This window comes from Methanolobus sp. WCC5, assembly GCF_045690325.1.
Lineage (GTDB): Archaea > Halobacteriota > Methanosarcinia > Methanosarcinales > Methanosarcinaceae > Methanolobus.
The window spans coordinates 1,332,858-1,356,861 of sequence record NZ_CP146981.1 but is presented as its reverse complement, the minus strand read 5'-3'; the positions used below and the strand labels follow the sequence as shown (position 1 = coordinate 1,356,861).

Here is a 24,004-nt window from a genome sequence, read left to right as displayed (position 1 = left end):
TATACATGCTTATTCACCCGGAAGAGATCCTTGAAACGATCAAAATGGTGAGCAACGAGAACCTCGACATAAGGACCGTCACCATGGGCATCAACCTGCGCGGGTGCAGTCATCCTGACCTGGATACCTTCAATGAGAACGTCTATAACAGGATAATGTACTACGCAAAGGACCTTGTGAAAACCACCAACGAAATACAGAACCTCTATGGCATACCCATCATCAATAAAAGGATATCTGTCACTCCCATCTCCATTGTTGCTGAAAGCTGCGAGGCTACAGACCTCAGTTCTGTGGCACAGACCCTTGACAGGGCAGCAGAGGACGTAGGCGTTGACTTCATAGGCGGCTTCAGTGCCCTGGTACAAAAAGGTATGACACCAGGCGACCTGAAACTCATCAACTCCATCCCCCGGGCACTTGCCAGCACCAGGAAGGTCTGCTCATCTGTAAACGTCGCAACAACCAGGGCAGGCATTAACATGGATGCCGTTTCCCTTATGGGCAGGGTGATCAAGGAAACCGCAGAGATGACCCGGGACAGTTCAGGCATTGGTTGTGCCAAGCTTGTGGTCTTTGCAAACGCCCCCGATGACAACCCCTTCATGGCAGGCGCTTTTCACGGCATCGGCGAGCCGGATTGCGTCATAAATGTCGGTGTCAGCGGTCCCGGTGTGGTTAACTCCGCCGTGCGTGCTCTTAAAGATCCGACCCTTGGTGACATCTCAGAATGCATTAAAAAGACCTCTTTCAAGATCACCAGGATGGGTGAGATGGTAGGCAGGGAAGTTGCCCGCAGGCTTCATGCACAGTTTGGTGTGCTTGACCTGTCCCTTGCCCCAACCCCTGCTATAGGGGACAGTGTGGCAGCCATCCTTGAGGCCATGGGACTGGAAAGCTGTGGCACCCACGGCACCACTGCCGCACTTGCACTTCTCAATGACGCCGTCAAAAAAGGCGGAGCTATGGCCTCTTCCTCAGTGGGCGGACTCAGTGGTGCCTTCATACCTGTGAGTGAGGACGAAGGTATGATAAGAGCAGTACAGAGGGGCTCCCTCACACTGGATAAACTTGAGGCCATGACAAGTGTTTGCTCGGTTGGCCTTGATATGATAGCAGTTCCAGGTGATACACCTGCATCAACCATATCAGCCATAATTGCAGATGAGATGGCCATAGGCATGATAAATAAGAAGACCACTGCAGTAAGGGTGATACCCGCACCCGGCACAAAAGTAGGGGATATGGTGGAATTCGGGGGATTGCTTGGAACCGCTCCGGTGATGCCGGTACACAGGTTCAGTTCCGAAACGTTCATCTCCCGGGGCGGCAGGATCCCTGCACCCATACAGTCCCTCACAAACTGAAAGCTCAAAACGCTCAAAAGCGTCAAAAAGATCAAAAGCATCAAAACGGTCAAAACAGACCAAACACAGCAAAAGACACAGGATTGCACATGATAATCACTTTGATAGGCATGCCCGGTGCAGGCAAGAGCTCTGCAGGACAGAAACTGGCATCCATTCTGGGTTATGGGTTCATTGATACGGACAAACTTGTAATTGGCAGTTCAGGTACGGCTCTCCAGGACATTGTCAACAACATGGGTGACACGGCACTTATCAGGGCGGAGGAGCAAAGCATACTCGGACTTGACCTGAAGGACAACTGCATAATAGCAACCGGCGGAAGTGTCGTATACTCCCAAAAAGCCATGCAATATCTCAAAGAAAAGTCCGTTATCGTGTATCTTGATGTCCCGTACGGCACAATTGTCCAAAGACTGTCCAATCTAAACACAAGAGGCGTGGTAGGCCTGAGAGAAAAAGGATTATATGGCCTGTACAAAGAAAGGACTGCTCTTTACAGGTCTTTTGCAGAGCACACAATAGAAGTTTCCCGGAAGGATAAAGTAGTGGATGTTGTAAACAGGATAATCACAACAGTCCTTGCAGGGCATGGTGCGGATATCCATGGCCAGCCGCCGGAAAATCAGTGATCATTCGTCCTTCATTATTTTTCCTGTGTGTTCCACCACATCTTCACCCGGGTGGAACCTGCATCATGTACGTAGCCTGTATCCTCTATTTTAAGATTCTCTTCAAAGTATTGTTCAAGTATTGCTTTCTGCTCATCATTTACAATTGAAAAATGATTGGAAAGCCTCTTCATTGCATCATCCAATGTAGGGTAGACCTCGGTGTGTCCCAATGTAGACGTTTCCATATGGGGGTAAATCCCCATCAGGTACAGTACATTATACAGCACATCGCATTTAGGCATTATAGAATACTCATTACCATGTAACTTTGGCCAGATCTCCCTTGCATATCTATCCCATGGCCTGTCCCCTGCAAACCAGTAGAGGTAGATGTATCCGCAGGACACTGCCTGCATATCCTCAATTGCCTTGCGGATATCCGGCATACTCAGGGAAAACGAAGCAATTATCACGTCATAGGGACCATCAAGATCGTGCGAAAGATCGATATCCTCCCATTTTTTCTTTACTATTGAAATATTGCTATACCCATATTCTGCAATTTTCTCTTCAAGAACCTCTATCATGCCCATGGCCGGTTCCACTGCAGTTATATGCTTCACTTTTTCAGCAAGAGGGATGGCAAGCGTTCCCGGGCCTGCACCTATGTCAAGCACTCTGGACTCTGGTTTGATATGAAGTGAACTTATGATGTCATTTGATCTTTTCCGGTTATCCCGCTGTGCCATCTCCCAGAATCTCTTTGCACTCTCCTTCTCCTCCCATATGGATGTACTTTCTTTACGGTTTCCGCTTTCATGATGTCTCTTCATCTGCTCTGTCCAGACATCATTCCAGTCTATGTTATGATAGTTCATACAACCTCATGTGATGTTTTTCAGATTTAAGGAAATGGATCTGAATATGATAAAGCTGCTCTATTCCATTTGTGTATCACTATGTGAATTATCAAAAACAGGCACATATGGCTTTATGTCTATCACAGGAGTTCCATCAAGGGCATCAAGCCCTTTAACTTCCAGTTCTCTTCCTCTTCTTTGCACCAATTCTACAACTGTGACCCCTATAGGGCTTGGTCTGCCAGGTGTTCTTGAGGCAAACACTCCTTTCACTCCGCCTTTGCGCCGCTCTGCGATCAGTTCATATCCTTGCGACCTGTCAAAATAGAAGATCACCTGCAGGTATTCACTGTCCTCTATTCTGTACAAGCCATCCTCATATTCTTCATTAATGACAATCGTGCTTCTTTCTTTACGCATCTCTTCCGGGTTTGCAGGTTCACTGAATGAACTTTTTATCTTACCTATGCATTGAACTTCCATTTTTGTGCCTCTTATGATTCTTATTTACAAGTTACTTTTCTTGGAAGGATCCATATCTGGTCCGACTCACGTCTTACATCAACACTAACACCGTATACAGGTTCTATATTTTCCGGGGTCAGAATTTCAGTTCCTCCGCCAAGGAATATCTCCCCATCTTTCATCATGATTATCTTATCACTGTATCTTGCAGCAAGGTTCAGGTCATGTACCGACATTATCACTGTAACATCATTGTCTGCCTGCTCCCTGGTAATGTCAAGGACTTCAAGCTGGTGTTTCAGGTCAAGACTGCTGGTAGGTTCATCCAGTAAAAGAACCCGGGGTTGCTGGGCAAGAGCTCTTGCAATTATTACTTTCTGTCTTTGTCCGCCACTCAGTTCATTGATGTTCTTCATGGAAAAATCGTTCAGTCCAAGCGTTTCTATTACCTCTGACACGATCTTCAGGTCATTTGATCTTGGAATCCATTTCATATGGGGTTTCCTGCCCATAAGGACCGTATCAAATACGGTTGTCGGGAATGCTCCTCTTTCAGCCTGCGGGATGTATCCTATATGCTTTGCAATGTCTTCCCTTTGAAGCCTATTCAGGTCATACTTATCGATAAATATCGATCCTTCTTTAGGACTCAGTATTCTGTTCATACATTTGAGAAATGTGGTTTTTCCGGAACCATTTGGTCCGATTATTGAAAGAAACTCTCCCCTGTTAACCTTCAGATTCATGTTCTTCAACGTTGGTTTACCGTTGTAGCTGAATTCAAGTCCTTCTATATTTATTTTCACCAGTATTCCCTCCCTTTTATGATCAGATATATGAATAGCGGAGCACCAAGAAAAGAGGTGATGATACCAACCGGCAATACCTCCGGAGCAATTATATTCCTTGCTACGGTATCTGATGCAAGCAAAAGCAAACCACCAAGCAGGCATGAGAAAGGAAGCAACAACATTTCGTTTCCGCCTATTATCTTGCGTACTATATGTGGGACTACCAGACCTACAAATCCTATAATTCCTACCAAAGATACAATGAGAGCTGATACCAATGATGCGCCGATCATGGCTCTGATCCTTAACTTGTCAACATCCACTCCCAGACTTTTAGCTGTATCATCCCCGGAATTCAAAGCATTATAGTTCCAGCTGTTATATGTGAACCATATGGATACCGGGATCACCAGCAATGTAATTAGTCCCAGTTCGCCCCATGTGGTCTTGCTTACGTCACCGAACTGCCAGAAAATTACTGCGGCAATTTGAACATCTTCCGCAAAATACTGTATTGCACTGGTGGCAGCTGTGAATAAAGAACCCAGGGCAATTCCTGCAAGTATCATTGTTTCCGGAGTGGCCCTCTTGAATTTTGCCAGTGCCAGTATTATAAAAGTAGAGAAAAGCGAGCATGCAAAAGCTGAGATCGTAGTTATGTAAGGGTTATTAAGCACTACATCGCCTGTACTATAAGTTGTTCCGGTTCCCATGAATACGATGGAAAAAGCTGCACCAAATGCTGCAGCATGTGATATTCCCAGTGTGAAAGGAGATGCAAGTGGATTCTTAAGGACACTCTGCATAGCACTTCCTGCTATTGCCAGGCCAGCACCGGCTACAACTGCTGTGAGTATTTGAGGAAGCCTGATGTTCCATATGATATTGTAAGCAGTACCTTTTGTAATTTGACCTGTCAATACCGAATACATTTCTGTATACGTTAATTTCACAGGTCCGTTCAATGTAGCAAAGATAATAAGGAGTATCAGCAGTATGAATGCTGATAATCCGAACAAGGATTTGCGTCCTATATCCTCCTTATATTCATCCAAAATACGATTTTGGAACATTGTCCTGCCTCAGAATGAAAGCTTTCTGGCGCCGCCTCCCAGCTCATTTTTCACTTTGTCATAAGCAGGTTCTCCGAGGAACATCCCATATATCTCATCTGCTTTTTCATCGATATCTATGTCATCAAATCTCTCAGGATAGAGTACACTACCCATGTAATAGGAATTTACGAAAACACTTTCGTAATTGCGGTGATACGATGAAACAGGCAGGAAGCCGTGAACATTGTCTTCTTTGAAAGCTTTGAGGTCTTTATAGGATGGACTTCTTTCTACATCGTTGCTTACAAGTCCAAGGTTTGAAAGATCGATGAATATGACCTCAGGGTCCCATGAGAAAAGATTTTCCTGACCCACTGAGAATGCATGTGTTTTGATCTCCTCCTGAGCTATTCCACCTTCGTCAAGGGCATGCCTGGCATTTATGAATTCTAAGGTTGCAAAGGGGTACTGGGTTGACAGTATCCCCTGTCCTCCCCTGTGGGACAGAGCACCCGGAAAAGCAATCGGTTTTTCCTCATCAGGGATATCTTCCGTTCTTGCATTCAGGTCTGCGATCAGTTGTTCGGTATATTCCTGTAACTCAGTTGCTCTTTCTGTTTTTCCTAATACTTCTCCGCATATCTGCCAGCACTGATATGTCGTTTTTCTGTCCTCGCCGGCCATATCACCTACATCTATGAATACTACAGGAATGCCTGTTTTTGTCTGGTAACCCTCAGCATCTGAAACATCACCTGAGGTTCCACTAAAGAATACCACCTGCGGATCTGCACCGGCTATCAGCTCAGCATTTCCTCCATGAGCGGGTCCCACTTCAGAAAGTCCTGCCATTTTATCAAGATGGACCAGTTTATAGACTGCATGAATAGTAGTCGCATCATCCTTCTCATTGGATTCCACACCAACTACCTTGTCCATGGATTCAAGATATGCTATCTGCCTGAGAGCACCGGCCCCTACTGCAACTATTCTTTCCACATTTACAGGCACCTCAACGTTCCTGCCGGCCATGTCTGTAATGGTCACGGTTTCGGTTCTTTCCGGTGTCTGCATGCTCTGTGAAGTTGATGAGTCATCCATACAGCCTGAAGCGAATGTCGAAATAATTATCAACATGACTATAAAAGTCCGGAGAATTGATCTACTTCTGTTCATATTAATACCTTTTACTATAATGTGTCATTTTCACTAAGGTATTAGGCTATATATATTTTACTATATAGTAACATAAAGTGCTAAAATCAGAAGTTTTATATACCTAAAAGATAACACACATTCTAAGTTTGGACTATGTACGTTGTATTATATATGCCATCCATTAAATCCATTTCCGTCTTGTACACGTAGGCGCATGCAATTATTGCACCCTGAAACTACAAGAAAATCGTAAGAATCATATCAGTAGGATTAAACTCAAAATAAGTTGTATCAGGTTTTTCATGTTCGATGGTCCTGTATGGAAAAAATCTTTAATTGTAAGGAGATGTTCAGATGAATAAAATAAAAGAAGCGATCTTGATCTTTTTAGTGATTTTGCTTTTGGCTATGGCTCCTGCCAGCGCATCAGATGTAAGCTACAACATCAGAAGTACAGTATACGACAGCAGCGACTCTCCCACACCCGCCGGTGATTTCTACTGGGATGCCAGCACATTCTCTGGATTCTGGTATCAGATCAAGCCCGGCCTTTCCAGTGAGGTACTTTATTTCCACAACAGTGTGAACGCCTCATCGACCATGAAGCTTGGGGACCGGATCGCTGAAGGTGATCTCTACTATGTGAGCAAGCCGCAGATGAAAAAGACCAAGATCGGTGGCATGGATGATGAAAGTACCTTTATAGTTGACGGTGTTGACCTGAAAAAATACTATCTTATGGGCTTTTTTGGAGCACAGCACGTAGTAATGCCTGAAGACCCCGCTACTCTTTCTGCCGGCTGCCAGCCTGACAGGATAGCAAAGATCCTCATGGAAACCGATGACAGTGGCAAAAAGCAGATGTTCCCCGGCGATACATGGGAGCTTGCCGGTGGCTGGTCACTTGTTGTGCAACAGGTCGATGTTGAAGGTAAAAAAGTATGGCTGCAGCTAAACAAAGACGGTGTGGAGATAGACTCTGCAGTGGTTTCAGGTGATGCGGAACTGACAAACACTGAAAGAACATATCTTCACAAAGATGCTGATGACAATCCCGTATTCTACTGTTATGTGGACTCTGTATTCAGGGGTGCTACGGATGATTTCGTGGTATTCAAATACACTTTCCTCAGGGGTGATATCACCACCATACAAACCGGGGACAGCTATGGAGCTTTCGATGTAGAGGGATTTGAGGTTCCTGCTGTTATAAGCGGTATCAACTATGCAGGAAGTGGCGGTGGTACAAAACTGAATACCGGTGATGATGCTCTGGTAATGTCCAGCAGCAAAGACATCGATCTTGATGGGAAAAAGACGATCGACCTTTATGGTAACATGTATCTCAAGACAGAGGATACCAGCAGTCCTGTCCTTAAGATGACTCTCTGGATGAAGAAAACCATCAAAGCCCCGGCATCTGCAGAGACCAAGGTTGTTGAAGAAGAGACAGTAAAAGAGGACGACGTTGTAGTTGTAGACCTGGCTGGAACAAGTAATGAAAAGGAAAATACAGCCTCTGTTGATGACAGAATGGAATCTGTCCCGGCATCTGATGCAGGAGATGAGGCAGTGGTGGAGAGTTCTGTCAAAGCTCCAGGGTTTGAACTTTTGATAGGTCTTCTGGGACTGCTGGTTGCGGCAGGGCTCAGGAAATATTGATAAATCAATGTAATGTAAGTTATGGGTGTTGCAGGATATACTTAGGAGTATTTATCAGAATGTTCATTGTCTTTGTTGTTTTCAAAGCGGGCATTTGAACATGTTTCTTCTCTAATTTTATAACCTTTTCCTTTTTGGGAACATGGATATGATTTATTATTCAGATTTTAACATGTGATTATATAATATGTTATTGCCATGGCTAATACTAATTTGTTTTTCGGGGCTGTCAAAAACTTTGGGGTTGCAAAGCCTGAGTTAATTAATAACAATAGATATATATTATGAAAGTAGATATGGTTTTGTGACAAACCATATCATATCCACTTTCAAATCTCATATTAGCTCAATTCAACTTAAACTAAACGACTGTTTTTCAGGTATCACAAGCTTTGAAGATGCTATCATATCCCAATTGTCTTCAACTGAAAATAGGAATATTCACAATGAGAAGGAGCTTGTTCTGCATGCAGACAATCGTTTTGATCTCCTTCATCCTTACTGTCCTGTTTGTGGTTCCAGGAAAGTAATCAAACAAGAATATTACAAACGCAAGCTAAAATTAGCAGAATTTGGAAGTCAGGTTATTTATGTTCGAAGATACTATTGTAAGATTTGTTCTAAAAAATTCACAACACCTCTTGATTCAATTGTAAAAAAAGGACATCAATATGCCCGAACTTATGAACACTATATAGAAAAAACCTATGAGGCTGGCTATTGTTCATTCAGACATCTGCAAAAGATCTTCACATCGCTATACGATTGTTCTCCCTCTCATCAGACCATTTACAACTGGATTGCAGGATCAAACAGAATATCAATATCAAGCGATGATAATCATTATTCTGGATACTATTGTTATGATGAACAATACATAAAACTGAATGGAAATCGCTTTTATAGGCTCAGTTTGATAGACTCTGTACTGAATAAACCAGTAGAAGAGAAAATTGTGCCAAATCTTGAATATGATACTGTTAAGGGTTTTATTAAAAATGCTGTAGCTTCTAAGCCTCTTCATGCCATTTCAACCGACCACCGAAGAAAATATAAATCGATTATGGATGCACTAAAAATCAAGCATCAACTTTGCATATTTCATTTGTACAAGCTTGTTGGGAAAGATGTGTACAAAAAACTAAAATCAAAATTTATTGGCTCTAGGGAAAAGATCAGGTTGTGTTTAGCATTTACAAAGATCAAAGAAGTGTTTAGAACATATGACCTAAATATCGCAATCAAGAGACTTCAAGAGATAATCAGTAATATGGAAGAAATTCCACATTTACTTCACAAATCAATAGATAAGATTATAAAAGACTTCGAAAGGTTGACTCTGTTTATGGTGGATGAAATGATTTCAAAAACAACAAACCCTATTGAGAATTATTATCGACAAACGTTACCTGATTCGTTGAAAAGGATATTTAAAACACCGAATGGGATATTGAATTATTTAAGTGTTAAAAGAGGATATTGGGAAGGGAACATATCCAATAAAGTTTAACACCAAAGTTTTTGACAGCCTCTGTTTTTCATAAATAATAAATAGCATTAGCCATTTTATAACATGAGCCAAACGGCCATTGTAAAAATAGGAGATTAAAATAAATGCTATGGGGATTTTCCGTACTTAAGGATGAGCAGATAAAAGCCATCAATGAACTGGAATCAAAGATGAATATTACCTTGCTTGCATTCTCTGGTCTTAACATCAGGAATGCAGAGCTCACAAAAGATGACCTTGCAAAGATCCAGGAACTGGAAGAGAAGCTGGGCCTTTCACTTGTTGCAGTGAATGTAGAATGAGCTTAGGAATTACCTATTGAAATAAGAGTGGGATGCATTTCCCTACTCTTTACCAGCCTCTGGTGTATTCCTCGTAACACGGGATGCAGACGTATTCTCCATTCTGGACCCTGGCGCGGGACTCTGCCATCATTTCACCACATTTAGCACATTTGACAGAATTGAATATCCTGGCCTTGTGTGGTATATCCACATCAACGAATTTCACATTAAACATTTCTTCCACAGGCGTTTCTCTCATGGTCACAGATATGCCGTCCATGCGTTTCCTGAATTCCTGTGCTTCGTCTTCTGTAGCAGTGCCTGACATTACCTTCGGACGCAGTTTGTTAACCTCTGGGTCAATGGCATCGATATTGAAGCTCGCTTTCAGGGCAACCCTGACCGCCTTGCCGCTGTTCCTGCATATGAATGTGAATACCTGTTTTGCGTGGTCTCTGTAAATGAGATTGCCTTTGCCGATTGTGCACCCGGTGAGGACCTGTACCGCATCCACTCCGCAGGCATCGTTCTCCACGATGGTGACAAGTTCCTCATCTATGTCACGCTCGGTTTCAAGTTTTTCGATGGCTGCTTTTGAGGCAATGTAACCAATGGTAAGTCCGGGGCAGACGTGTCCGTGGAATCTGGCAGCTTCTTCGAAGGTAGGTATTTGCATCTTTGTGTTTTCTTTTGAGTGGTTGGATGTCATGATAATCACGGAGTTTAACAAGGTAATACTTTTAATAACTTTCGTGCTATCTCTTTTCCTCCTTTTGTGTGAACGCCCTCTCTGGGGAATACCAATTTAATTTAATTTAATTTAATTTAATTTAATTTAATTTAATTTAATTTAATTTGATGTAGTTCAATTTAATTCGATATAATTCAATTTAATTTGCTTAGCATCAAATATTCTTTTGTTTATATGTATATATTGCTCTGTAGAAAACGTATATCAATAATTTGTGAACCGCAGATACACTCAACTCTGTAAGAGGTGAGTGTATCCATATTTATCTGTGATTTATTAATAAAGAAAGGATTTCTACAGAGTCGTAAATATGAATGTACATACGCATATATGCCTACATGGTTATTTTACTCTATTTAGAGTTGAAAAAATAATTATAGCGCCAGAGCTTGTTTCATAATTCCGGCCCCGGTGTTTTTATGTGTTTATTGTTCTCCTGCCAATTCGGGAATGTTGAATAGGGCTTTGTACCGGATGTTTTTTCAAATCAGATAAAGATCCGTTGTTTTATAAAAAGTAATAAGTCCTTGTAATAAGTCCTTATTAGTTTCTCCTCTTTTCATTTCTTTGACTTGATGATGTTGTCCGGTGGTACATAAAAGGATGGTATCTGAGGTCTGGTTACAGGTTCTAAAAATAATGTCATGACTCCTCTAATAAACTGAACTGAACTGAACTTGACCGAACCAGCACATGAGCCATTAATGGAATGGATAGGTATTTATAGCCATTCTTCAAATTGATTTATGGTGTATCAATGTGTTATCTTATGGCTGCATATTAAAGAATAACAATGCCGGTGTTCCTCTGACCTATGTTGTAATATCGTCATTTTTTGCACTTCTAATTGTGATATTGACAATTGTTGCAGCATCCGGGATGGTGTATATTCCCGTTCTGACCGACCTTATGGGGACGGATAAAGCTATAGACCTTGGTGTGGAGGTCGATCCGGTTATTTTCGATGGCCTTGTTCAGGAGCAGGGTATTAACCTTGCAGATCCTGCATCTGCATATACCCTGACCAGTGATATAATCTACTCTGATGCAGCACCTATGGAGATAAGTCTTTCAAGCTCACAGCTTAGCTCATATCTTCAAGCCACTAACAATGAAGGGCCTATGAAAGATATACAAGTTCGTCTGGGTAGTAATAACCAGGCAGAGATGTCTGCTTACATCGATCTAAAAGAGTTCGGTTATGATTTCAAAGGTCCGGTATATGCCCAGGGTACATTCGCAAAAGCAAGCGATAATTCTATACGGGTGGATGTCTCCAGCGCAAAAGTTGGCATTTTGCCAGTTCCGGAAGGAACTGCTAAAAAAGGACAGCAGGAATTAGAGAGTCTGATCAATTCTCATCTTTCTAAGATGGGTGGACTGAATATAGAGAGCCTGGAGGTTGAAGATGGCAACCTGAACTTCAAAGGGGACTTCCCCAGGACATTTGAAGTTGCAGGTGCTTGAAATGGATCTTCTATAGTTGCCATTGAATCTGCACTCTCGATGAAGCTCTTTGTCTGGGATCAAACATCACCATTGAGTAATATGGGTGTTGCAGATATAGAAATTCTAAAATACTTTGCTCGGCTCAAATATAAGTGCATTTAGATCACAAAACCAGTCAAAACTAATGGATTGCAGGGGTATATGCTGGGAATATCCTGCACTTGATTGGGCTGAGTCGCGGTACTTGTTTTCAACTCTTATAGGGGATAATACAGCATGAAGCTTAAATGCCGATATGGTTTTAAGAAGATATAAAAGCAAAAGCTTAAAAAAGTTGATGGTGCTTGATAGGGATGTTTGGTCTGGGAATCATAATTATGGCTTTCAGATTCCCTCGCATCTTCAGGATTTTAGTAATTTTAAGGAAATGTAGCCGATGATATGTCCGGGGCAGACATGTCCATGGAACTTTGCGGCCTCTTCAAAGGCAGGTATTTGCATCTTTGTGTTTTCTTTTGAATTTTCAGATGGCATAATTACCACGGAATTTAAAAAGAAGATAATACTTTTATTATCTTTCGTGATATGAAGTATTGATGGTCTTTATAGAAGTGATTTGTTGATTGCAGTGTGTGATATTTGATACTAAATCTATTTAAGTTACTATTTACATATATATTGATAACTTTATATAATATCAATGTGTATTTTATTAAAGTGAGCGCGCTCACAGTTACATATTATAAAAGGAGAAGGCTTGCATTTGTGTGAAGTTAAAGTTTCAACTATGCCGGTATGGGCAACCTGCAAATTTATATCTGCATGTATATTTTGTTCCTATCTGAATTCTTCGATCTCCCGGAAAAAATGGTTCACTCTGCGGGTATATTACTGGTTTTTTTTCATATCCCAACTTTTAAGCGATTCTATGAATGCTGCCAAGCAAATGCAATATCTCCGGGAATTTGATGTTTACAATATATCTTAATGAGTTTCTTGATATCATGCTCTGAAAGGTCGTGTTCAAATGGATTTAAAGAAAATTAGTATCAGTCACAAGATAATTGCAGTTTCATTACTGCTTACTATCTTGCCAGTTACGATTGTTGGATTATATGCTTATGAGCAGACAGCAGCAGGTACCAGGTACCAGTTAGAAGGTAGCTTGGAAGATCAGGTAGCCTTTGAAAGGGATTATATTGATTCTACGTTGTCTCTTGCACAGGATAAGGTCAATAGTGATCTTGGGGTTGCAAGGTCTGTTTTTTATTTAAAGGGTGATCCTGGGATCGTTGAAGGGCAAATGGTTCTGGGGGATGATTATATTGTTAACAACAATTTTGAGATCGTCGATACTATTAAGGACATGGTTGGAGGGACTGCTACTATATTCCAGGTACAGGCCGGGGAAGCTGTAAGGATTTCAACGAATGTCATCGACAATGAAGGTAAAAGGGCAGTTGGAACTGCGGTGTCACAGCCTGTATATGATTCAGTCGTCAACAATGGTGAGACTTTCTATGGCAGAGCATGGGTGGTAAACGCATGGTATCTTACCGCATACGAACCTATCAAAGATAATTCCGGGGAGATTATAGGAATCCTCTATGTTGGTGTGCTGGAAGAACCATTCATCAATACAATAAGGACTCACATGAGTGGGATCGTTGTGGGTCAAACCGGATACATGTACATCATGGACTCTGAAGGAAACCTTGTAATGCATCCTGATATAGAGGGTGAGAATGTCTATGAGTATGACTTTGCCAAAGAGATCATATCCACTAAAGAAGGTATTATTACTTATGAATGGGCAGGTCGCGAGAAAATAGCCGGTTATACATATTACGAGCCAAGCGACTGGTTCATTGTATCAGGCAGTTATACAGAAGAGTTCGAAGGTCCTCTGATAGCAATCAGGGATAGTCTGGTATTAGTCATTCTTATCTTTGTGATCCTTGGTTGTGGGGCTGCATTGCTGGTTAGCAGGTCCATTTCAGGAGGAATCCGCAAGATCGTTACTGATTTTGAAGAAGTATCCAATGCAACTCTACAGGGTCAACTTGACAGAAGGGCTAATACTGATGTAGGAGTTGATTTTGAGGCAATATCCAGAGGTTTTAATCAGGTATTGGATGCTGTGAATCAAGTGGTTTCCCTGGTTTCTGACAGTTCAAGGAATGTCGCATCGACCTCCGAAGAAATGTCAGCCTCTATAGAGCAGATGACTTCTGCCTCCTACCAGATAGCCGATACTGTCTCAGAGATATCAAGAGGTGCACAGAGCCAGGCGGCAAAGACCGAGGAAGTGTCGCGCGCCATGGTCGATATGACTCTTACAGTGCAGGAAGTTGCCAGCAATTCTCAAAAGGCAGCAGCAAATGCCCAGGATTCTAATGAATTGATAAACAATCTCGGTACAATTGCCAAGGATCTTCTTGACAAGATGGATTCCATAAAGAGTGCATCTGCAGAGTCTTCAGTTGCTATTATAGAACTTGACGGCAAGTCCAAACAGATAGGAGAGATCGTCAATCTGATCACTAACATTGCTGACCAGACCAATCTTCTTGCACTTAACGCAGCCATTGAGGCAGCACGTGCGGGTGAACATGGACGTGGATTTGCTGTTGTGGCAGATGAGGTGAGGAAACTTGCAGAAGATTCAGGAAATGCTGCAAAACAGATCTCTACACTTATTGGTGAGATCCAGGAAGGCACTCACAATGCTGTTACATCCATGCAGCAGGGTTCCATTGAAGTGGAAACCGGAGCAACTGCCCTTAATGAAGCTGTTTCTGTAATTGGTAAAGTAGTAGATGCAGGTAACCTGATAGCAAGTATGGTACAGGACATTGCTGCTGCGGCTCAGGAGCAATCTGCTTCCATAGAAGAAGTAACTTCTTCGATCGAAGAAGTCAGTGCAATTTCAGAAGAATCTGCAGCAGGAACCCAGGAAGCATCTGCAGCAGTTCAGCAACAAAGTTCAACGATGCAGGACCTTTCAAGATCTGCTCAGGACCTTTCAGAGATGGCCGCTAATATGCGTCAGGTGGTATCTAAATTCAAACTGGATGCCTGACTTCCAATGCTTATGTGGAGCTGGACGATGCAGTTGATGGTGACATGGGAGAACCTTTCTTACCCAGGGTTGTGTTCTGATATTTCAAAGAATGTACTGTTTGATTGAGCAAGAGCTTTAAAAAATAGTTATAAAAAATAGTTATGGAAAAATGCAGATATTTGAAGCTCTGCTTTTTTCCTGCATCCTCTTTTTTTGTTCTTTTCAACATCCTGTGGGTAATTTCAACAACAATATTGCATTAATCTACTAAAGAATAAGTGATTCTCTAGCTGCTAAATGCAAGTTACAACTTGAAACCAGTATCATAGGCATCATATAGGCTTAAAACCCTTTTTTAATGATGTTACCAACTTACTTAGGACTTAATTTGAAAATTAGAATAGTGCTCCGATGGGGATTCGAACCCCAGTCGCAGGAGTGAGAGTCCTGCATGATTGGCCGTGCTACACTATCGGAGCAATCTGCTTTACTTATCAGCACCCTTGAAAGTCACTCAAAACATATTAACCTTTCGTTCCGGATAAATGAGGGTATGTTTGTGGTTTAAACAAACATACTGTGAGGAGTATTTGATTCTTCTTCCTCGGAAACTACCTTTTCATAGGCATCCATCATGTCCTTCATAGTGATATGCTCGCCACGTCTTCTCAGGACAAACATTCCGGCTTCTTTGGTAATAACTTTCATATCGGCACCGCTAAGACCCTCTGTCATCTTTGCCAGTTTCTCAAAGTCCACATCGTCTGCAAGGTTCATCTTGCGCGTGTGTATCTTGAAGATCTCTGTGCGTCCCTTCTCATCAGGGAGCGGGACTTCTATTACGCGGTCAAAACGACCCGGGCGAAGCAGTGCAGGATCCAGCAGGTCTATCCTGTTGGTTGCGGCAATTACCTTTACATTCTGAGTTGCGTCAAAGCCGTCCATTTCGGCAAGTAACTGAAGCATGGTACGGTTCACTTCCGCAGAACCGGTGGTGCCGTCATGGGTGCGCATACCGCCCACTGCATCTATCTCATCAATGAAAAGGATTGATGGGGACTTGTCACGTGCCATCTGGAACACATCCTTCACAAGGCGCGCACCTTCTCCTACAAACTTCTGTACAAGATCTGAGCCTGACATGCGTATGAATGTGGCATGTGCCCTTGAGGCAACCGCCTTTGCAATAAGGGTCTTTCCGGTTCCGGGTGCACCGTACATAAGCACGCCTGTAGGTGGTTCTATTCCTATCTTCTCAAAGAGTTCCGGCTCAACAAGTGGCAATTCTACGGATTCGATGACCTCTTTTAGCACATCGTCCAGGCCACCTATCATATCGTAGTCAATTCCGGGGGAATTGATAAGTTCCATTACCTGGGCGCGCACATCTGCAGCCCTGGATATTATAGATATTATAGAGAATGCAGCATTCACACAAACTCTCATGCCGGCTTCAACATTCAGGTGCTGCGGGATCTTTATCAGGACTTCCTGGTTATTCCCGTGCTGCCGGACGATGGCGGTCTTGTTGTCAACCTCCATGACTGTGGCAATGAAGAGAGGAGGTGAGGTAAGCTGTTCTATCTGCCTTTTGAGTTTGTTAGTTTCTTCAAGGTAATTATTGGCCAGCATGCTGGCTTCAAGGAGTTTAGCGCGCATGCTCTCATTGTTGATCTTGAGTAACTCGATTTCATGAAGTAATGATTCTACGTCTTTTTCATCAAGGTTGTCAGATTCTATCTGCGTCCTGATCTTTGAACTAATTGTGTCAATCGGTGATTCTGCACTACTATTTGACATAGGGGCTTACTATGGGTATCATTGGATATAAATCCAACTGCATTGATTAATAATGTATTTGTTTACAGGGGCCCTTTTTTGATGGCACTGCTGGTTCTGGGGTAATTCTGCATATCTGGTGTTTAGGAAATGATCGGTTTAAGACAAAAAACAATATTTGTTCCTTTAGGGTCTTTTATATTAGAAAATAGTAGTCATAAATGCTTTATTTCCTTGAATATAGTTTAAAATCTGTCTTTATTACATGGATACAAGTTTTCAATCTCATTTTTCGATGAAGAACGAAATATTTATGTATTATCATTGCAGTTCTCTTATTGCAGGCATGTTTCACAATATGCTTTGTCTGTGTTAGTTGTTTTAATTTGAAAAAGAAGCTTTAATAAGGCTTTTTTTTGTGTTAAAACATTTGCAGACTACTATTAGAGCAAATATTTATATATTATTAAAACCATGTAAGTAATTGTGAGTCACACAGTAACAGTGTGTTCCTGATGTGTTTACAAAATCACGGATCAAGATTAAAAGAGCAACACCATTGTCTGAGGGGATAAATGGTTTGTGAATCCATCAATATCTGAGGGGATGAATGGATCCGCAAAGAGGCAAAAAGGATGAAGGTTCGGCTTGAGATCATCGATGACGATGGCACTGAAAGCACAAGTGTCGAATTTGCCGGAGGCAACTGGAAAAGGCGTCTTCTGGCATTCCTGGAGACATTCCAGGGCGAGACTGATACTATCTCCGAACCTTCGTCCTATTCATCTAATTCTAATGTTCATGTTACCGGGGGTGGTAAGGGTCAACATGTGACGGGTCAGCAACAGTCATCTCAAACACCACTGCCATTCCCGCAACAACAATTCATGTCCGGTCCCCCGCAGCATTTCCGCCAGCAGGCTTACCCATCCGTTATGCAACAATATCCGAATCAACAGATCCAACAGCCTGTTATGCCAGTTCCTCCGGTGCAGCAACAGTTCATACCTGCATATCCGCCACAGGCTGCAATACCAAATTATCAGCAACCGCAATATCTACAGCCCAACCAACCTCCTTCCGGGCTGCAGCAATATGACTCCGGGCAGCCGGTACGGTCCATGACTTCTACGATCCACTCACCTGTGAAATCCCACCATCAGGTATCGCCGGCTGTCTCACATTTTAATCAGGCTGCTGATCAACCGGTCCGTCGCAGAACTCCTGTTTTTCAGGAAAGGATGAACGATATGTCGCTGACTATTAACGAGCGCCTTGAACTCTTCCTGAAATATGAATATCCAAGGGTATGGTTCTCTTCACAGGATGTGCAGCAGCATTATGAAAGGATATACGGTCCGATCAAGCAAAGTACTGTTTCAACATACCTTTCCCGCATGTATCGCAAGAACCTTCTTGAGCGCAGGGGCAACAGGACCCAGCGCGAGTATCGCTACATAGCTGACGAACCGGAATCAGCATACAGGACTGAGGAAATGCCGGAAGTTCCTGTGTATCACAGGCTGCAGTACTGAATTGTCTCCGGTTCTGACAGGGTTTTAATATCCTTTTGTGCATATCTGTTCACATGCGTTCACAGGATATCTTCAATTTAGGGTCCGTACTAGTTATTCTGGGCTTTATACTTTTTTTTGCAGGGGTACTGTTATCCTCGTTCAGGGGGGCCGGTGAATTTGGCGGTCTTATTCTCATAGGTCCGATTCCTATTGCATTTGGCTCATCGCCTGATATTACCACTGCAATGCTCTGGGCAGGTGTTGCGATTGCCATCATTTATCTGTTCCTGAGGAGGGGTCTGTAATTACAGCTTCTTTCCTTTTGTTCACAGGTATTTTGATGATCCTCTGTGGTTTTGTACTAATGATGATATCAAGCGTTTTAAGAGCTTTAAATTCAAAAAAAAGTGATGAATACAGTCAGAATAATCAGGTTGATTTTTCCCTGTATTCAGGCAGGCAGCCGGATGATGGATACGTATCCTACAAAACCGATGTGAAGGGCGGTGGGATTATCATGCTTGGCCCTATACCTGTCATCTTTGGTTCTGACAGCAAAAGCATAAAGACACTTATCTTACTTGCAATTGTGCTTATGCTACTCTACTTTTTGATATTCATGTGATCTGTGGTGAAATGGTGATGATGTGAAGCTGTAATCCTCCATTATCACAATGTGAATAGGTATGCATCTGCTCTGTGAATATGTTTATAGGTATTAGGTCCAATACAGTATTGATGCGTTCTTTTAATCTAGTTTCAGAGTACAGCCCAAAAGGTGACCAGCCAAAAGCAATATCCAGGCTTACAGAAGGTCTGCTTTCAGGAAAAAAGCACCAGACCCTGCTTGGTGTCACAGGTTCGGGTAAGACTTTCACAGTGGCCAATGTCATACAGAACGTACAAAAGCCAACTCTTGTGATAGCCCACAACAAAACCCTTGCAGCGCAACTGTTCTCGGAGTTTCGCGAATTCTTTCCTGAAAATGCAGTGGAGTATTTTGTAAGTTATTATGATTACTATCAGCCAGAGGCCTACCTGCCCACCACGGACACCTATATCGAGAAGGATGCATCCATCAATGAAGAGATAGACCGCCTTCGGCTCTCAGCTACAAAATCACTGCTTGAGCGCAGGGACGTTATAGTCGTTGCCAGTGTTTCATGTATTTACAACCTGGGCTCACCTGATGAATGGAGGGCAATGTCTGTTATGCTCACACCAGGTGGTGAGATAGACCGTTCATCTTTCCTGGAATCGCTTATCAATATACAATATGAAAGGAACGATGTAGACTTCACTCAGGGTGCCTTCCGTCTGAGAGGTGACACTATCGAGATATTCCCTGCCCAGGAAAATAATGGTATCAGGATAGAGCTCTTTGGTGATGAGATCGACAGGATTGCCTATTTTGATCCACTGACAGGTAAAACCCTGGAAGAAGTACTTCCCGGTGAGAGCATCGGCATTTACCCTGCAAAGCATTTCGTAATGCCTGAAGAATATATTGAGAAGGCACTTGTTACCATAGATGCCGAACTTCAGGACAGACTGGCGATTTTAAGATCTGAGAACCAGCTTCTTGAGGCCCAGCGTCTTGAGCAGAGGACAAGGTTTGATATGGAAATGATAAAAGAGCTTGGATACTGTAGCGGTATCGAGAACTACTCGCGGCATTTTGACGGCCGCCGTCCCGGTGAGCCTCCCTCCTCATTGTTAGAGTTCTTCCCGGATGATTATCTTGTTGTGATAGATGAATCCCATGTCACCATTCCTCAGATAAGAGGTATGCACAATGGTGACAGGGCCAGGAAAGAGGCTCTTGTGAACTATGGGTTCCGCCTTCCGTCAGCTTTTGACAACCGTCCCCTGCGTTATGATGAGTTTGAAAGGCAGCTCAATGATGTTATCTATGTTTCTGCAACTCCGGCTGAATATGAGCTTGGCAGGAGCAAGGCTGTTGTGGAGCAGATCATCCGTCCCACAGGTCTTGTTGATCCTGAAGTTACTGTCAGGCCTGTGGAGAACCAGGTAGATGATCTCATTGCTGAGGTCCGCAAAGTCACGGCTGAAGGTTTCAGGACCCTTGTTACAACCCTCACAAAAAGAATGGCCGAAGATCTCACAGAATATTTGCTGGAACTGGGTATAAGGGTACGGTACATGCACTCTGATATAGATACGCTTGAGCGGGCAGAGATAGTGCGAAACCTGAGAAAAGGGGAATTCGATGTGCTTGTAGGTATAAACCTGCTACGTGAGGGGCTGGATATCCCGGAGGTTGCTTTTGTTGCTATTCTGGATGCTGACAAAGAAGGCTTCCTGCGTTCTGAGCGTTCCCTCATACAGACCATCGGACGCGCTTCCAGGAATTCAAAAGGGAGGGTTATTCTCTACGCTGACACTATCACAGGCTCTATGGAGCGTGCTATCTCTGAAACCGACAGACGCCGCAAGATCCAGAAAGAGTTCAACGAGAAGCATGGTATTACTCCTACAACTATCCGTAAGGCACTGCAGAAGGAGCTTGTGGAGGGTGAGAAATACCAGCCTTCCTCCGGTGTCATGGTAATAGCCGAGGACGCGTCTTTGCGGGAGGTCGCTGACATTATCATTGACCTGGAAGCTGACATGCATCTTGCTGCAAAGAATCTTGAATTTGAGAGGGCGGCTGAACTCAGGGACAGGATTAAAGAGCTTCGGGAACAGCATTCTCTGTGATAAGCCTCTAAGCTCATCCGGATCTTTTTCCCATGAGGCCGATGCCACGTCTTCTTTTACTATTCTCCGGACCTGTGTAGCGAATGTTCTTTCCGGTGTGGTGCAGAAAGACATCATCAAGTGTTGGTTTTCTCAGGCTCACAGATTCGATACGAAGGCCAAGTTCAGTGGTCATCCGGAGTAGTTCCGGGATAGCTCTTTCGCCGTCTGTTGATGTTATGCGGACAGTGGTGCCGGTGTTTGTCATTTCTTTCAAACCCGGATTCCCATTATATTTTTCTGCCATCTTTGCAGCCTCTTCCTCTTCCGGGAACTTAAGGGTTATTATATCGCCTCCAAGTTCTGACTTTAGTTCCCCTGGTGTTCCAAGGGCGATTATCTCTCCATGGTCAATTATGGCAATGCGGTTGCAGAGCATATCTGCTTCTTCCATGTAGTGTGTGGTGAGGACCATGGTAATGTTCTTTTCCCGGTTGAGCTTCCTTATATATTCCCATATATGGTTCCTTGTCTGAGGGTCAAGTCCGAGTGTTGGTTCGTCTAGAAAGAGTACTCTAGGATGGTGCATCAGTCCCCGTGCAATTTCCAGCCTGCGCATCATGCCTCCTGAGTATTTCTGCACCACCTCATCAGCCCAGCTTGTCAGCTCCACAAGTCTGAGTACTTCTTCGATCCTTTCATGGCGCTCTTTTCTTCCCATTCCGTAGAGTCTTCCGTGCAGGTCCAGATTCTCGCGCCCTGTTAGCTTCCTGTCTACTGTGGTTCCCTGGAATACAACTCCTATGGACATGCGTACCTTTGTGGACTGTGAACGTATGTCATGTCCCCAGACATGTGCGTTCCCCCCAGTTGGCCGAAGCATTGTAGATAGCATGCCGATGAGTGTGGACTTGCCTGCCCCGTTTGGTCCGAGCAGACCGAAAAGCTCACCTTTGTGCACAATGATGCTGACATCTTTCACAGCAGTGACCTTCTCGAATCTTTTGTTGATGTTCTCTGTCCGGATGGCTATCTCTGCATTTTCCTGAATCATCTGATAATAGTGAATGCTGTGCGGATTTAAATATGATTCCTCGCTGCATTCATTATCAGGCGAAAACGTTATATCTTAAAAAACACTGTATTGGGTGTCCAGACTGCGCTGATGGTCTAGTGGCTATGACTGAGGCCTTCCAAGCCTTAAACCCGGGTTCGAATCCCGGTCGGCGCATTCACCTTTTTTCAGATGATTAATCTACTACATCTAAACATACAGCTTTTTACCATGTTTGCTCTGGAGTATGTTCAGGATCTTCTTTTTAGCGCATTCTTTCTTCTGGGTCTCGATCTTCCTGAAGTTCTCGGAATTATATTCAAAACAGGACCATTTGAACAGAACGGAAACATCTCCGATTATCTTCCTGTGAACAAGATTCAACCCGGAATTTGTAAGTTCCTTAGTTTCCCGGTCAAGCAGTTTATTGTATACCAGGATCTGACAATGCTTTGCAAGGCAGGAAGATGATATTTGAAGAAAACCAAGTATCACCGATTCAGTATTATAACCAAGGTAAAAACAGAACAAAATACGTATCTGTATGTCTTCTTTCAGGTTCAGGCATCCATAAAGTGCAAGTATGACCGAATAATCGCGTGATTTCAGCACAATATGTGCATCATCCATAGTATAGATTATCAGATCAATAGAACCAGTATTCTCAGGTATCTCAACAGCTATCCTTTCTATGGATGCAGGACGTATGAATTTATTAATATCGACTGTGGTCACATTTCCACACAATTTTGAATTGCCGCACTTCCATATGATTCTGTTAGTTTCCTCATCACATGGGGGCATACTACAGTCAAGGCAGTTCCACATCGTAGACAGATTCTCAAAATCTTCCTGAATACTTGAACCAAGCCTCTTCTTTTCAACACCTTTGACCCTGTCCACAAGATCTGTTCCAAGAGATGTGAGTGTAGCATACTCATCAACAAGTCCCTTTGATATCAAAGACGCAAATGTCCTGTTGACTATCTCATCATCTCCGTCAAAAATAGGGACCAGCATGTCAAAGCTGTTAATTCCTGAAGCCAGAAGGCATAACAACCGTATGTCTTCAGCTTTCATGGTTCCGATGATCGGGTCAGCCTTTAATCCCAAAAGGCTCATAAGCATATATTTCAGATTAGAGATATCCGACTTCTTTCCGGCAAGTATCATTGAAGATACAACCTCGCCGATGCCTATAGTGGCTTCTTTCTTGTAGTCAATAACAATGATTGAACCATGTTTGCTGGAGTTCTGGAGTTTGCTGAGGATAGCATGCGGCAAAGGCCTGTCAACAATCAGGATATTTTCCAGATCTACACGCATGTTTATGGTACCGTTTTCAATTTGCATCTCCTTATCAGTGAGGATGACCTTCCACGGTGCCCATAGTGTATTATCTATACTGAATATTGTGTTGATGCGAGGAATATCTGCAATCCCTATGAACTCGATTTCTCCATATATCATGCACTTTCCTCTAAGGCATCAGGCTGAATGTTCGTATGGTTTGACACATACAAAATAAAACTCAGGAATACTAAGTATCTAAAATTATATACTACTAACTAATATATCTATTTTTTTATGCACAATATCTGCGGGTCACCATCTGCAAATATCAGGTAGTAACTACTTCTATCTTTTATTTTCACATACTTTTTGACAGAGGACTATAGCAAAGAACCAAATCCACGCTTTACAGTTCGAAATATCAGGCCCTGATAACTTTTCCAAAGAACTCCTCAATTATGAGAACAATTTCAACTCCAAAAATAGAATATGCATTAAAAATATCAAAAGGCGCTGATACTCCACTCCATCACTCAGCGCCTTACGGATTACAGACCCCCACACATATTAGCTAATTTATCCGTATAATCAGTAATTATGATTCTTAACTTATATAGAACTATAAGAAACA

The 24,004-nt window shown here is 42.8% G+C and carries 20 protein-coding genes, 2 tRNA genes and 1 pseudogene; 12 read left to right on the top strand and 11 right to left on the bottom strand.

Features of this window, described 5'->3' with window-relative positions:
* Positions 1–5: 5 nt before the first annotated feature.
* The gene (locus V7O64_RS06480; RefSeq protein WP_407357187.1) at positions 6–1,367 is read left to right on the top strand and encodes a PFL family protein; all 1,362 of its coding nucleotides are present in this window, start codon (positions 6–8) and stop codon (positions 1,365–1,367) included.
* An 89-nt stretch (positions 1,368–1,456) separates the two neighbouring features.
* A complete protein-coding gene (locus tag V7O64_RS06475; RefSeq protein WP_407357186.1) occupies positions 1,457–1,999 on the top strand; it encodes a shikimate kinase in 543 nt (180 codons plus the stop codon).
* A gap of 14 nt (positions 2,000–2,013) precedes the next feature.
* Here V7O64_RS06475 and V7O64_RS06470 read toward each other — a convergent pair whose 3' ends face one another.
* Genes V7O64_RS06470 through V7O64_RS06450 form a run of 5 tightly spaced genes read right to left on the bottom strand, consistent with a single transcriptional unit; the run spans position 2,014 to position 6,253 of the window.
* Positions 2,014–2,859 (bottom strand): class I SAM-dependent methyltransferase, encoded by an 846-nt coding sequence (locus V7O64_RS06470; protein ID WP_407357185.1) that lies wholly within the window; start codon positions 2,857–2,859, stop codon positions 2,014–2,016.
* Between the two features lie 60 nt (positions 2,860–2,919).
* Complete coding sequence (gene tsaA, locus V7O64_RS06465; RefSeq protein WP_407357184.1) at positions 2,920–3,324, bottom strand: tRNA (N6-threonylcarbamoyladenosine(37)-N6)-methyltransferase TrmO; 405 nt, start codon at positions 3,322–3,324, stop codon at positions 2,920–2,922.
* 20 nt (positions 3,325–3,344) lie between these two features.
* A complete protein-coding gene (locus V7O64_RS06460) occupies positions 3,345–4,112 on the bottom strand; it encodes an ABC transporter ATP-binding protein (protein WP_407357183.1) in 768 nt (255 codons plus the stop codon).
* Entirely contained in the window at positions 4,109–5,170 is a 1,062-nt protein-coding gene (locus V7O64_RS06455; RefSeq protein ID WP_407357182.1) for a FecCD family ABC transporter permease, read from the bottom strand. The genes V7O64_RS06460 and V7O64_RS06455 overlap by 4 nt, the downstream gene beginning before the upstream one ends.
* A 9-nt stretch (positions 5,171–5,179) precedes the next feature.
* Positions 5,180–6,253 carry an ABC transporter substrate-binding protein gene (locus V7O64_RS06450; RefSeq protein ID WP_407357181.1) on the bottom strand — a complete coding sequence of 358 codons (1,074 nt, stop codon included), beginning with the start codon at positions 6,251–6,253 and terminating at the stop codon, positions 5,180–5,182.
* Positions 6,254–6,664: 411 nt separating this feature from the next.
* On the opposite strand from V7O64_RS06450, the gene V7O64_RS06445 reads away from it, so the two are divergent.
* The 3 genes and pseudogenes from V7O64_RS06445 (at position 6,665) to V7O64_RS06435 (ending at position 9,784) form a co-directional block, all read left to right on the top strand.
* A complete protein-coding gene (locus V7O64_RS06445; RefSeq protein WP_407357180.1) occupies positions 6,665–7,972 on the top strand; it encodes an S-layer protein domain-containing protein in 1,308 nt (435 codons plus the stop codon).
* A 304-nt stretch (positions 7,973–8,276) separates the two neighbouring features.
* Positions 8,277–9,413, top strand: a pseudogene (locus V7O64_RS06440) (ISNCY family transposase); the annotation flags it as partial.
* A gap of 173 nt (positions 9,414–9,586) precedes the next feature.
* Positions 9,587–9,784 carry a hypothetical protein gene (locus V7O64_RS06435; protein WP_407357179.1) on the top strand — a complete coding sequence of 66 codons (198 nt, stop codon included), beginning with the start codon at positions 9,587–9,589 and terminating at the stop codon, positions 9,782–9,784.
* A 49-nt stretch (positions 9,785–9,833) separates the two neighbouring features.
* Here V7O64_RS06435 and V7O64_RS06430 read toward each other — a convergent pair whose 3' ends face one another.
* On the bottom strand, positions 9,834–10,475 hold the full coding sequence (locus V7O64_RS06430) for an FmdE family protein (RefSeq protein ID WP_407357178.1): 642 nt from the start codon (positions 10,473–10,475) through the stop codon (positions 9,834–9,836).
* An 801-nt stretch (positions 10,476–11,276) separates the two neighbouring features.
* Between V7O64_RS06430 and V7O64_RS06425 the strand changes: the two genes are divergently transcribed.
* Entirely contained in the window at positions 11,277–11,984 is a 708-nt protein-coding gene (locus tag V7O64_RS06425) for a hypothetical protein (RefSeq protein ID WP_407357177.1), read from the top strand.
* Between the two features lie 384 nt (positions 11,985–12,368).
* Here the strand turns inward: V7O64_RS06425 and V7O64_RS06420 are convergent, their stop codons facing one another.
* Positions 12,369–12,500 (bottom strand): hypothetical protein, encoded by a 132-nt coding sequence (locus tag V7O64_RS06420; RefSeq protein WP_407357176.1) that lies wholly within the window; start codon positions 12,498–12,500, stop codon positions 12,369–12,371.
* A gap of 493 nt (positions 12,501–12,993) precedes the next feature.
* Here V7O64_RS06420 and V7O64_RS06415 point away from each other — a divergent pair, with 493 nt between their 5' ends.
* Positions 12,994–15,048 carry a methyl-accepting chemotaxis protein gene (locus tag V7O64_RS06415; protein WP_407357175.1) on the top strand — a complete coding sequence of 685 codons (2,055 nt, stop codon included), beginning with the start codon at positions 12,994–12,996 and terminating at the stop codon, positions 15,046–15,048.
* A 386-nt stretch (positions 15,049–15,434) separates the two neighbouring features.
* Here V7O64_RS06415 and V7O64_RS06410 read toward each other — a convergent pair.
* Together V7O64_RS06410 and V7O64_RS06405 are read right to left on the bottom strand one after the other, a co-directional pair.
* Positions 15,435–15,509, bottom strand: a tRNA-Glu gene (locus V7O64_RS06410).
* An 85-nt stretch (positions 15,510–15,594) separates the two neighbouring features.
* Entirely contained in the window at positions 15,595–16,830 is a 1,236-nt protein-coding gene (locus V7O64_RS06405; protein ID WP_407357174.1) for a proteasome-activating nucleotidase, read from the bottom strand.
* Between the two features lie 614 nt (positions 16,831–17,444).
* Between V7O64_RS06405 and V7O64_RS06400 the strand changes: the two genes are divergently transcribed.
* The 4 genes from V7O64_RS06400 (at position 17,445) to uvrB (ending at position 21,047) form a co-directional block, all read left to right on the top strand.
* Positions 17,445–18,344, top strand: coding sequence for a BlaI/MecI/CopY family transcriptional regulator (locus V7O64_RS06400; RefSeq protein WP_407357173.1), 900 nt, complete (start codon positions 17,445–17,447; stop codon positions 18,342–18,344).
* Positions 18,345–18,397: 53 nt separating this feature from the next.
* Entirely contained in the window at positions 18,398–18,631 is a 234-nt protein-coding gene (locus V7O64_RS06395; protein ID WP_407357172.1) for a TIGR00304 family membrane protein, read from the top strand.
* Positions 18,632–18,690: 59 nt separating this feature from the next.
* The gene (locus V7O64_RS06390; protein WP_407357171.1) at positions 18,691–18,951 is read left to right on the top strand and encodes a TIGR00304 family membrane protein; all 261 of its coding nucleotides are present in this window, start codon (positions 18,691–18,693) and stop codon (positions 18,949–18,951) included.
* Positions 18,952–19,064: 113 nt separating this feature from the next.
* A complete protein-coding gene (uvrB, locus tag V7O64_RS06385) occupies positions 19,065–21,047 on the top strand; it encodes an excinuclease ABC subunit UvrB (RefSeq protein ID WP_407357170.1) in 1,983 nt (660 codons plus the stop codon).
* A gap of 13 nt (positions 21,048–21,060) precedes the next feature.
* Here uvrB and V7O64_RS06380 read toward each other — a convergent pair whose 3' ends face one another.
* Positions 21,061–22,080, bottom strand: a complete 1,020-nt coding sequence (locus V7O64_RS06380) for an ATP-binding cassette domain-containing protein (protein ID WP_407357169.1) — start codon at positions 22,078–22,080, stop codon at positions 21,061–21,063.
* 105 nt (positions 22,081–22,185) lie between these two features.
* Here V7O64_RS06380 and V7O64_RS06375 point away from each other — a divergent pair.
* Positions 22,186–22,257 (top strand) — tRNA-Gly (locus V7O64_RS06375).
* Between the two features lie 33 nt (positions 22,258–22,290).
* On the opposite strand, the gene V7O64_RS06370 is transcribed toward V7O64_RS06375, so the two are convergent.
* Positions 22,291–23,550 carry a hypothetical protein gene (locus V7O64_RS06370; RefSeq protein WP_407357168.1) on the bottom strand — a complete coding sequence of 420 codons (1,260 nt, stop codon included), beginning with the start codon at positions 23,548–23,550 and terminating at the stop codon, positions 22,291–22,293.
* Between the last annotated feature and the right edge of the window lie 454 nt (positions 23,551–24,004).

What these genes read in the sequence shown, in the direction of transcription:
- tsaA (WP_407357184.1), bottom strand. Translation starts at nt 3,324, where the DNA reads ATGGAAGTTCAATGCATAGGTAAGATAAAAAGTTCATTCAGTGAACCT.
- V7O64_RS06405 (WP_407357174.1), bottom strand. Translation starts at nt 16,830, where the DNA reads ATGTCAAATAGTAGTGCAGAATCACCGATTGACACAATTAGTTCAAAG.
- V7O64_RS06470 (WP_407357185.1), bottom strand. Translation starts at nt 2,859, where the DNA reads ATGAACTATCATAACATAGACTGGAATGATGTCTGGACAGAGCAGATG.
- V7O64_RS06455 (WP_407357182.1), bottom strand. Translation starts at nt 5,170, where the DNA reads ATGTTCCAAAATCGTATTTTGGATGAATATAAGGAGGATATAGGACGC.
- V7O64_RS06395 (WP_407357172.1), top strand. Translation starts at nt 18,398, where the DNA reads ATGCGTTCACAGGATATCTTCAATTTAGGGTCCGTACTAGTTATTCTG.
- uvrB (WP_407357170.1), top strand. Translation starts at nt 19,065, where the DNA reads ATGCGTTCTTTTAATCTAGTTTCAGAGTACAGCCCAAAAGGTGACCAG.
- V7O64_RS06445 (WP_407357180.1), top strand. Translation starts at nt 6,665, where the DNA reads ATGAATAAAATAAAAGAAGCGATCTTGATCTTTTTAGTGATTTTGCTT.
- V7O64_RS06390 (WP_407357171.1), top strand. Translation starts at nt 18,691, where the DNA reads ATGATGATATCAAGCGTTTTAAGAGCTTTAAATTCAAAAAAAAGTGAT.
- V7O64_RS06420 (WP_407357176.1), bottom strand. Translation starts at nt 12,500, where the DNA reads ATGCCATCTGAAAATTCAAAAGAAAACACAAAGATGCAAATACCTGCC.
- V7O64_RS06450 (WP_407357181.1), bottom strand. Translation starts at nt 6,253, where the DNA reads ATGGATGACTCATCAACTTCACAGAGCATGCAGACACCGGAAAGAACC.
- V7O64_RS06415 (WP_407357175.1), top strand. Translation starts at nt 12,994, where the DNA reads ATGGATTTAAAGAAAATTAGTATCAGTCACAAGATAATTGCAGTTTCA.
- V7O64_RS06400 (WP_407357173.1), top strand. Translation starts at nt 17,445, where the DNA reads ATGAAGGTTCGGCTTGAGATCATCGATGACGATGGCACTGAAAGCACA.
- V7O64_RS06380 (WP_407357169.1), bottom strand. Translation starts at nt 22,080, where the DNA reads ATGATTCAGGAAAATGCAGAGATAGCCATCCGGACAGAGAACATCAAC.
- V7O64_RS06480 (WP_407357187.1), top strand. Translation starts at nt 6, where the DNA reads ATGCTTATTCACCCGGAAGAGATCCTTGAAACGATCAAAATGGTGAGC.
- V7O64_RS06370 (WP_407357168.1), bottom strand. Translation starts at nt 23,550, where the DNA reads ATGATATATGGAGAAATCGAGTTCATAGGGATTGCAGATATTCCTCGC.
- V7O64_RS06435 (WP_407357179.1), top strand. Translation starts at nt 9,587, where the DNA reads ATGCTATGGGGATTTTCCGTACTTAAGGATGAGCAGATAAAAGCCATC.
- V7O64_RS06475 (WP_407357186.1), top strand. Translation starts at nt 1,457, where the DNA reads ATGATAATCACTTTGATAGGCATGCCCGGTGCAGGCAAGAGCTCTGCA.
- V7O64_RS06430 (WP_407357178.1), bottom strand. Translation starts at nt 10,475, where the DNA reads ATGACATCCAACCACTCAAAAGAAAACACAAAGATGCAAATACCTACC.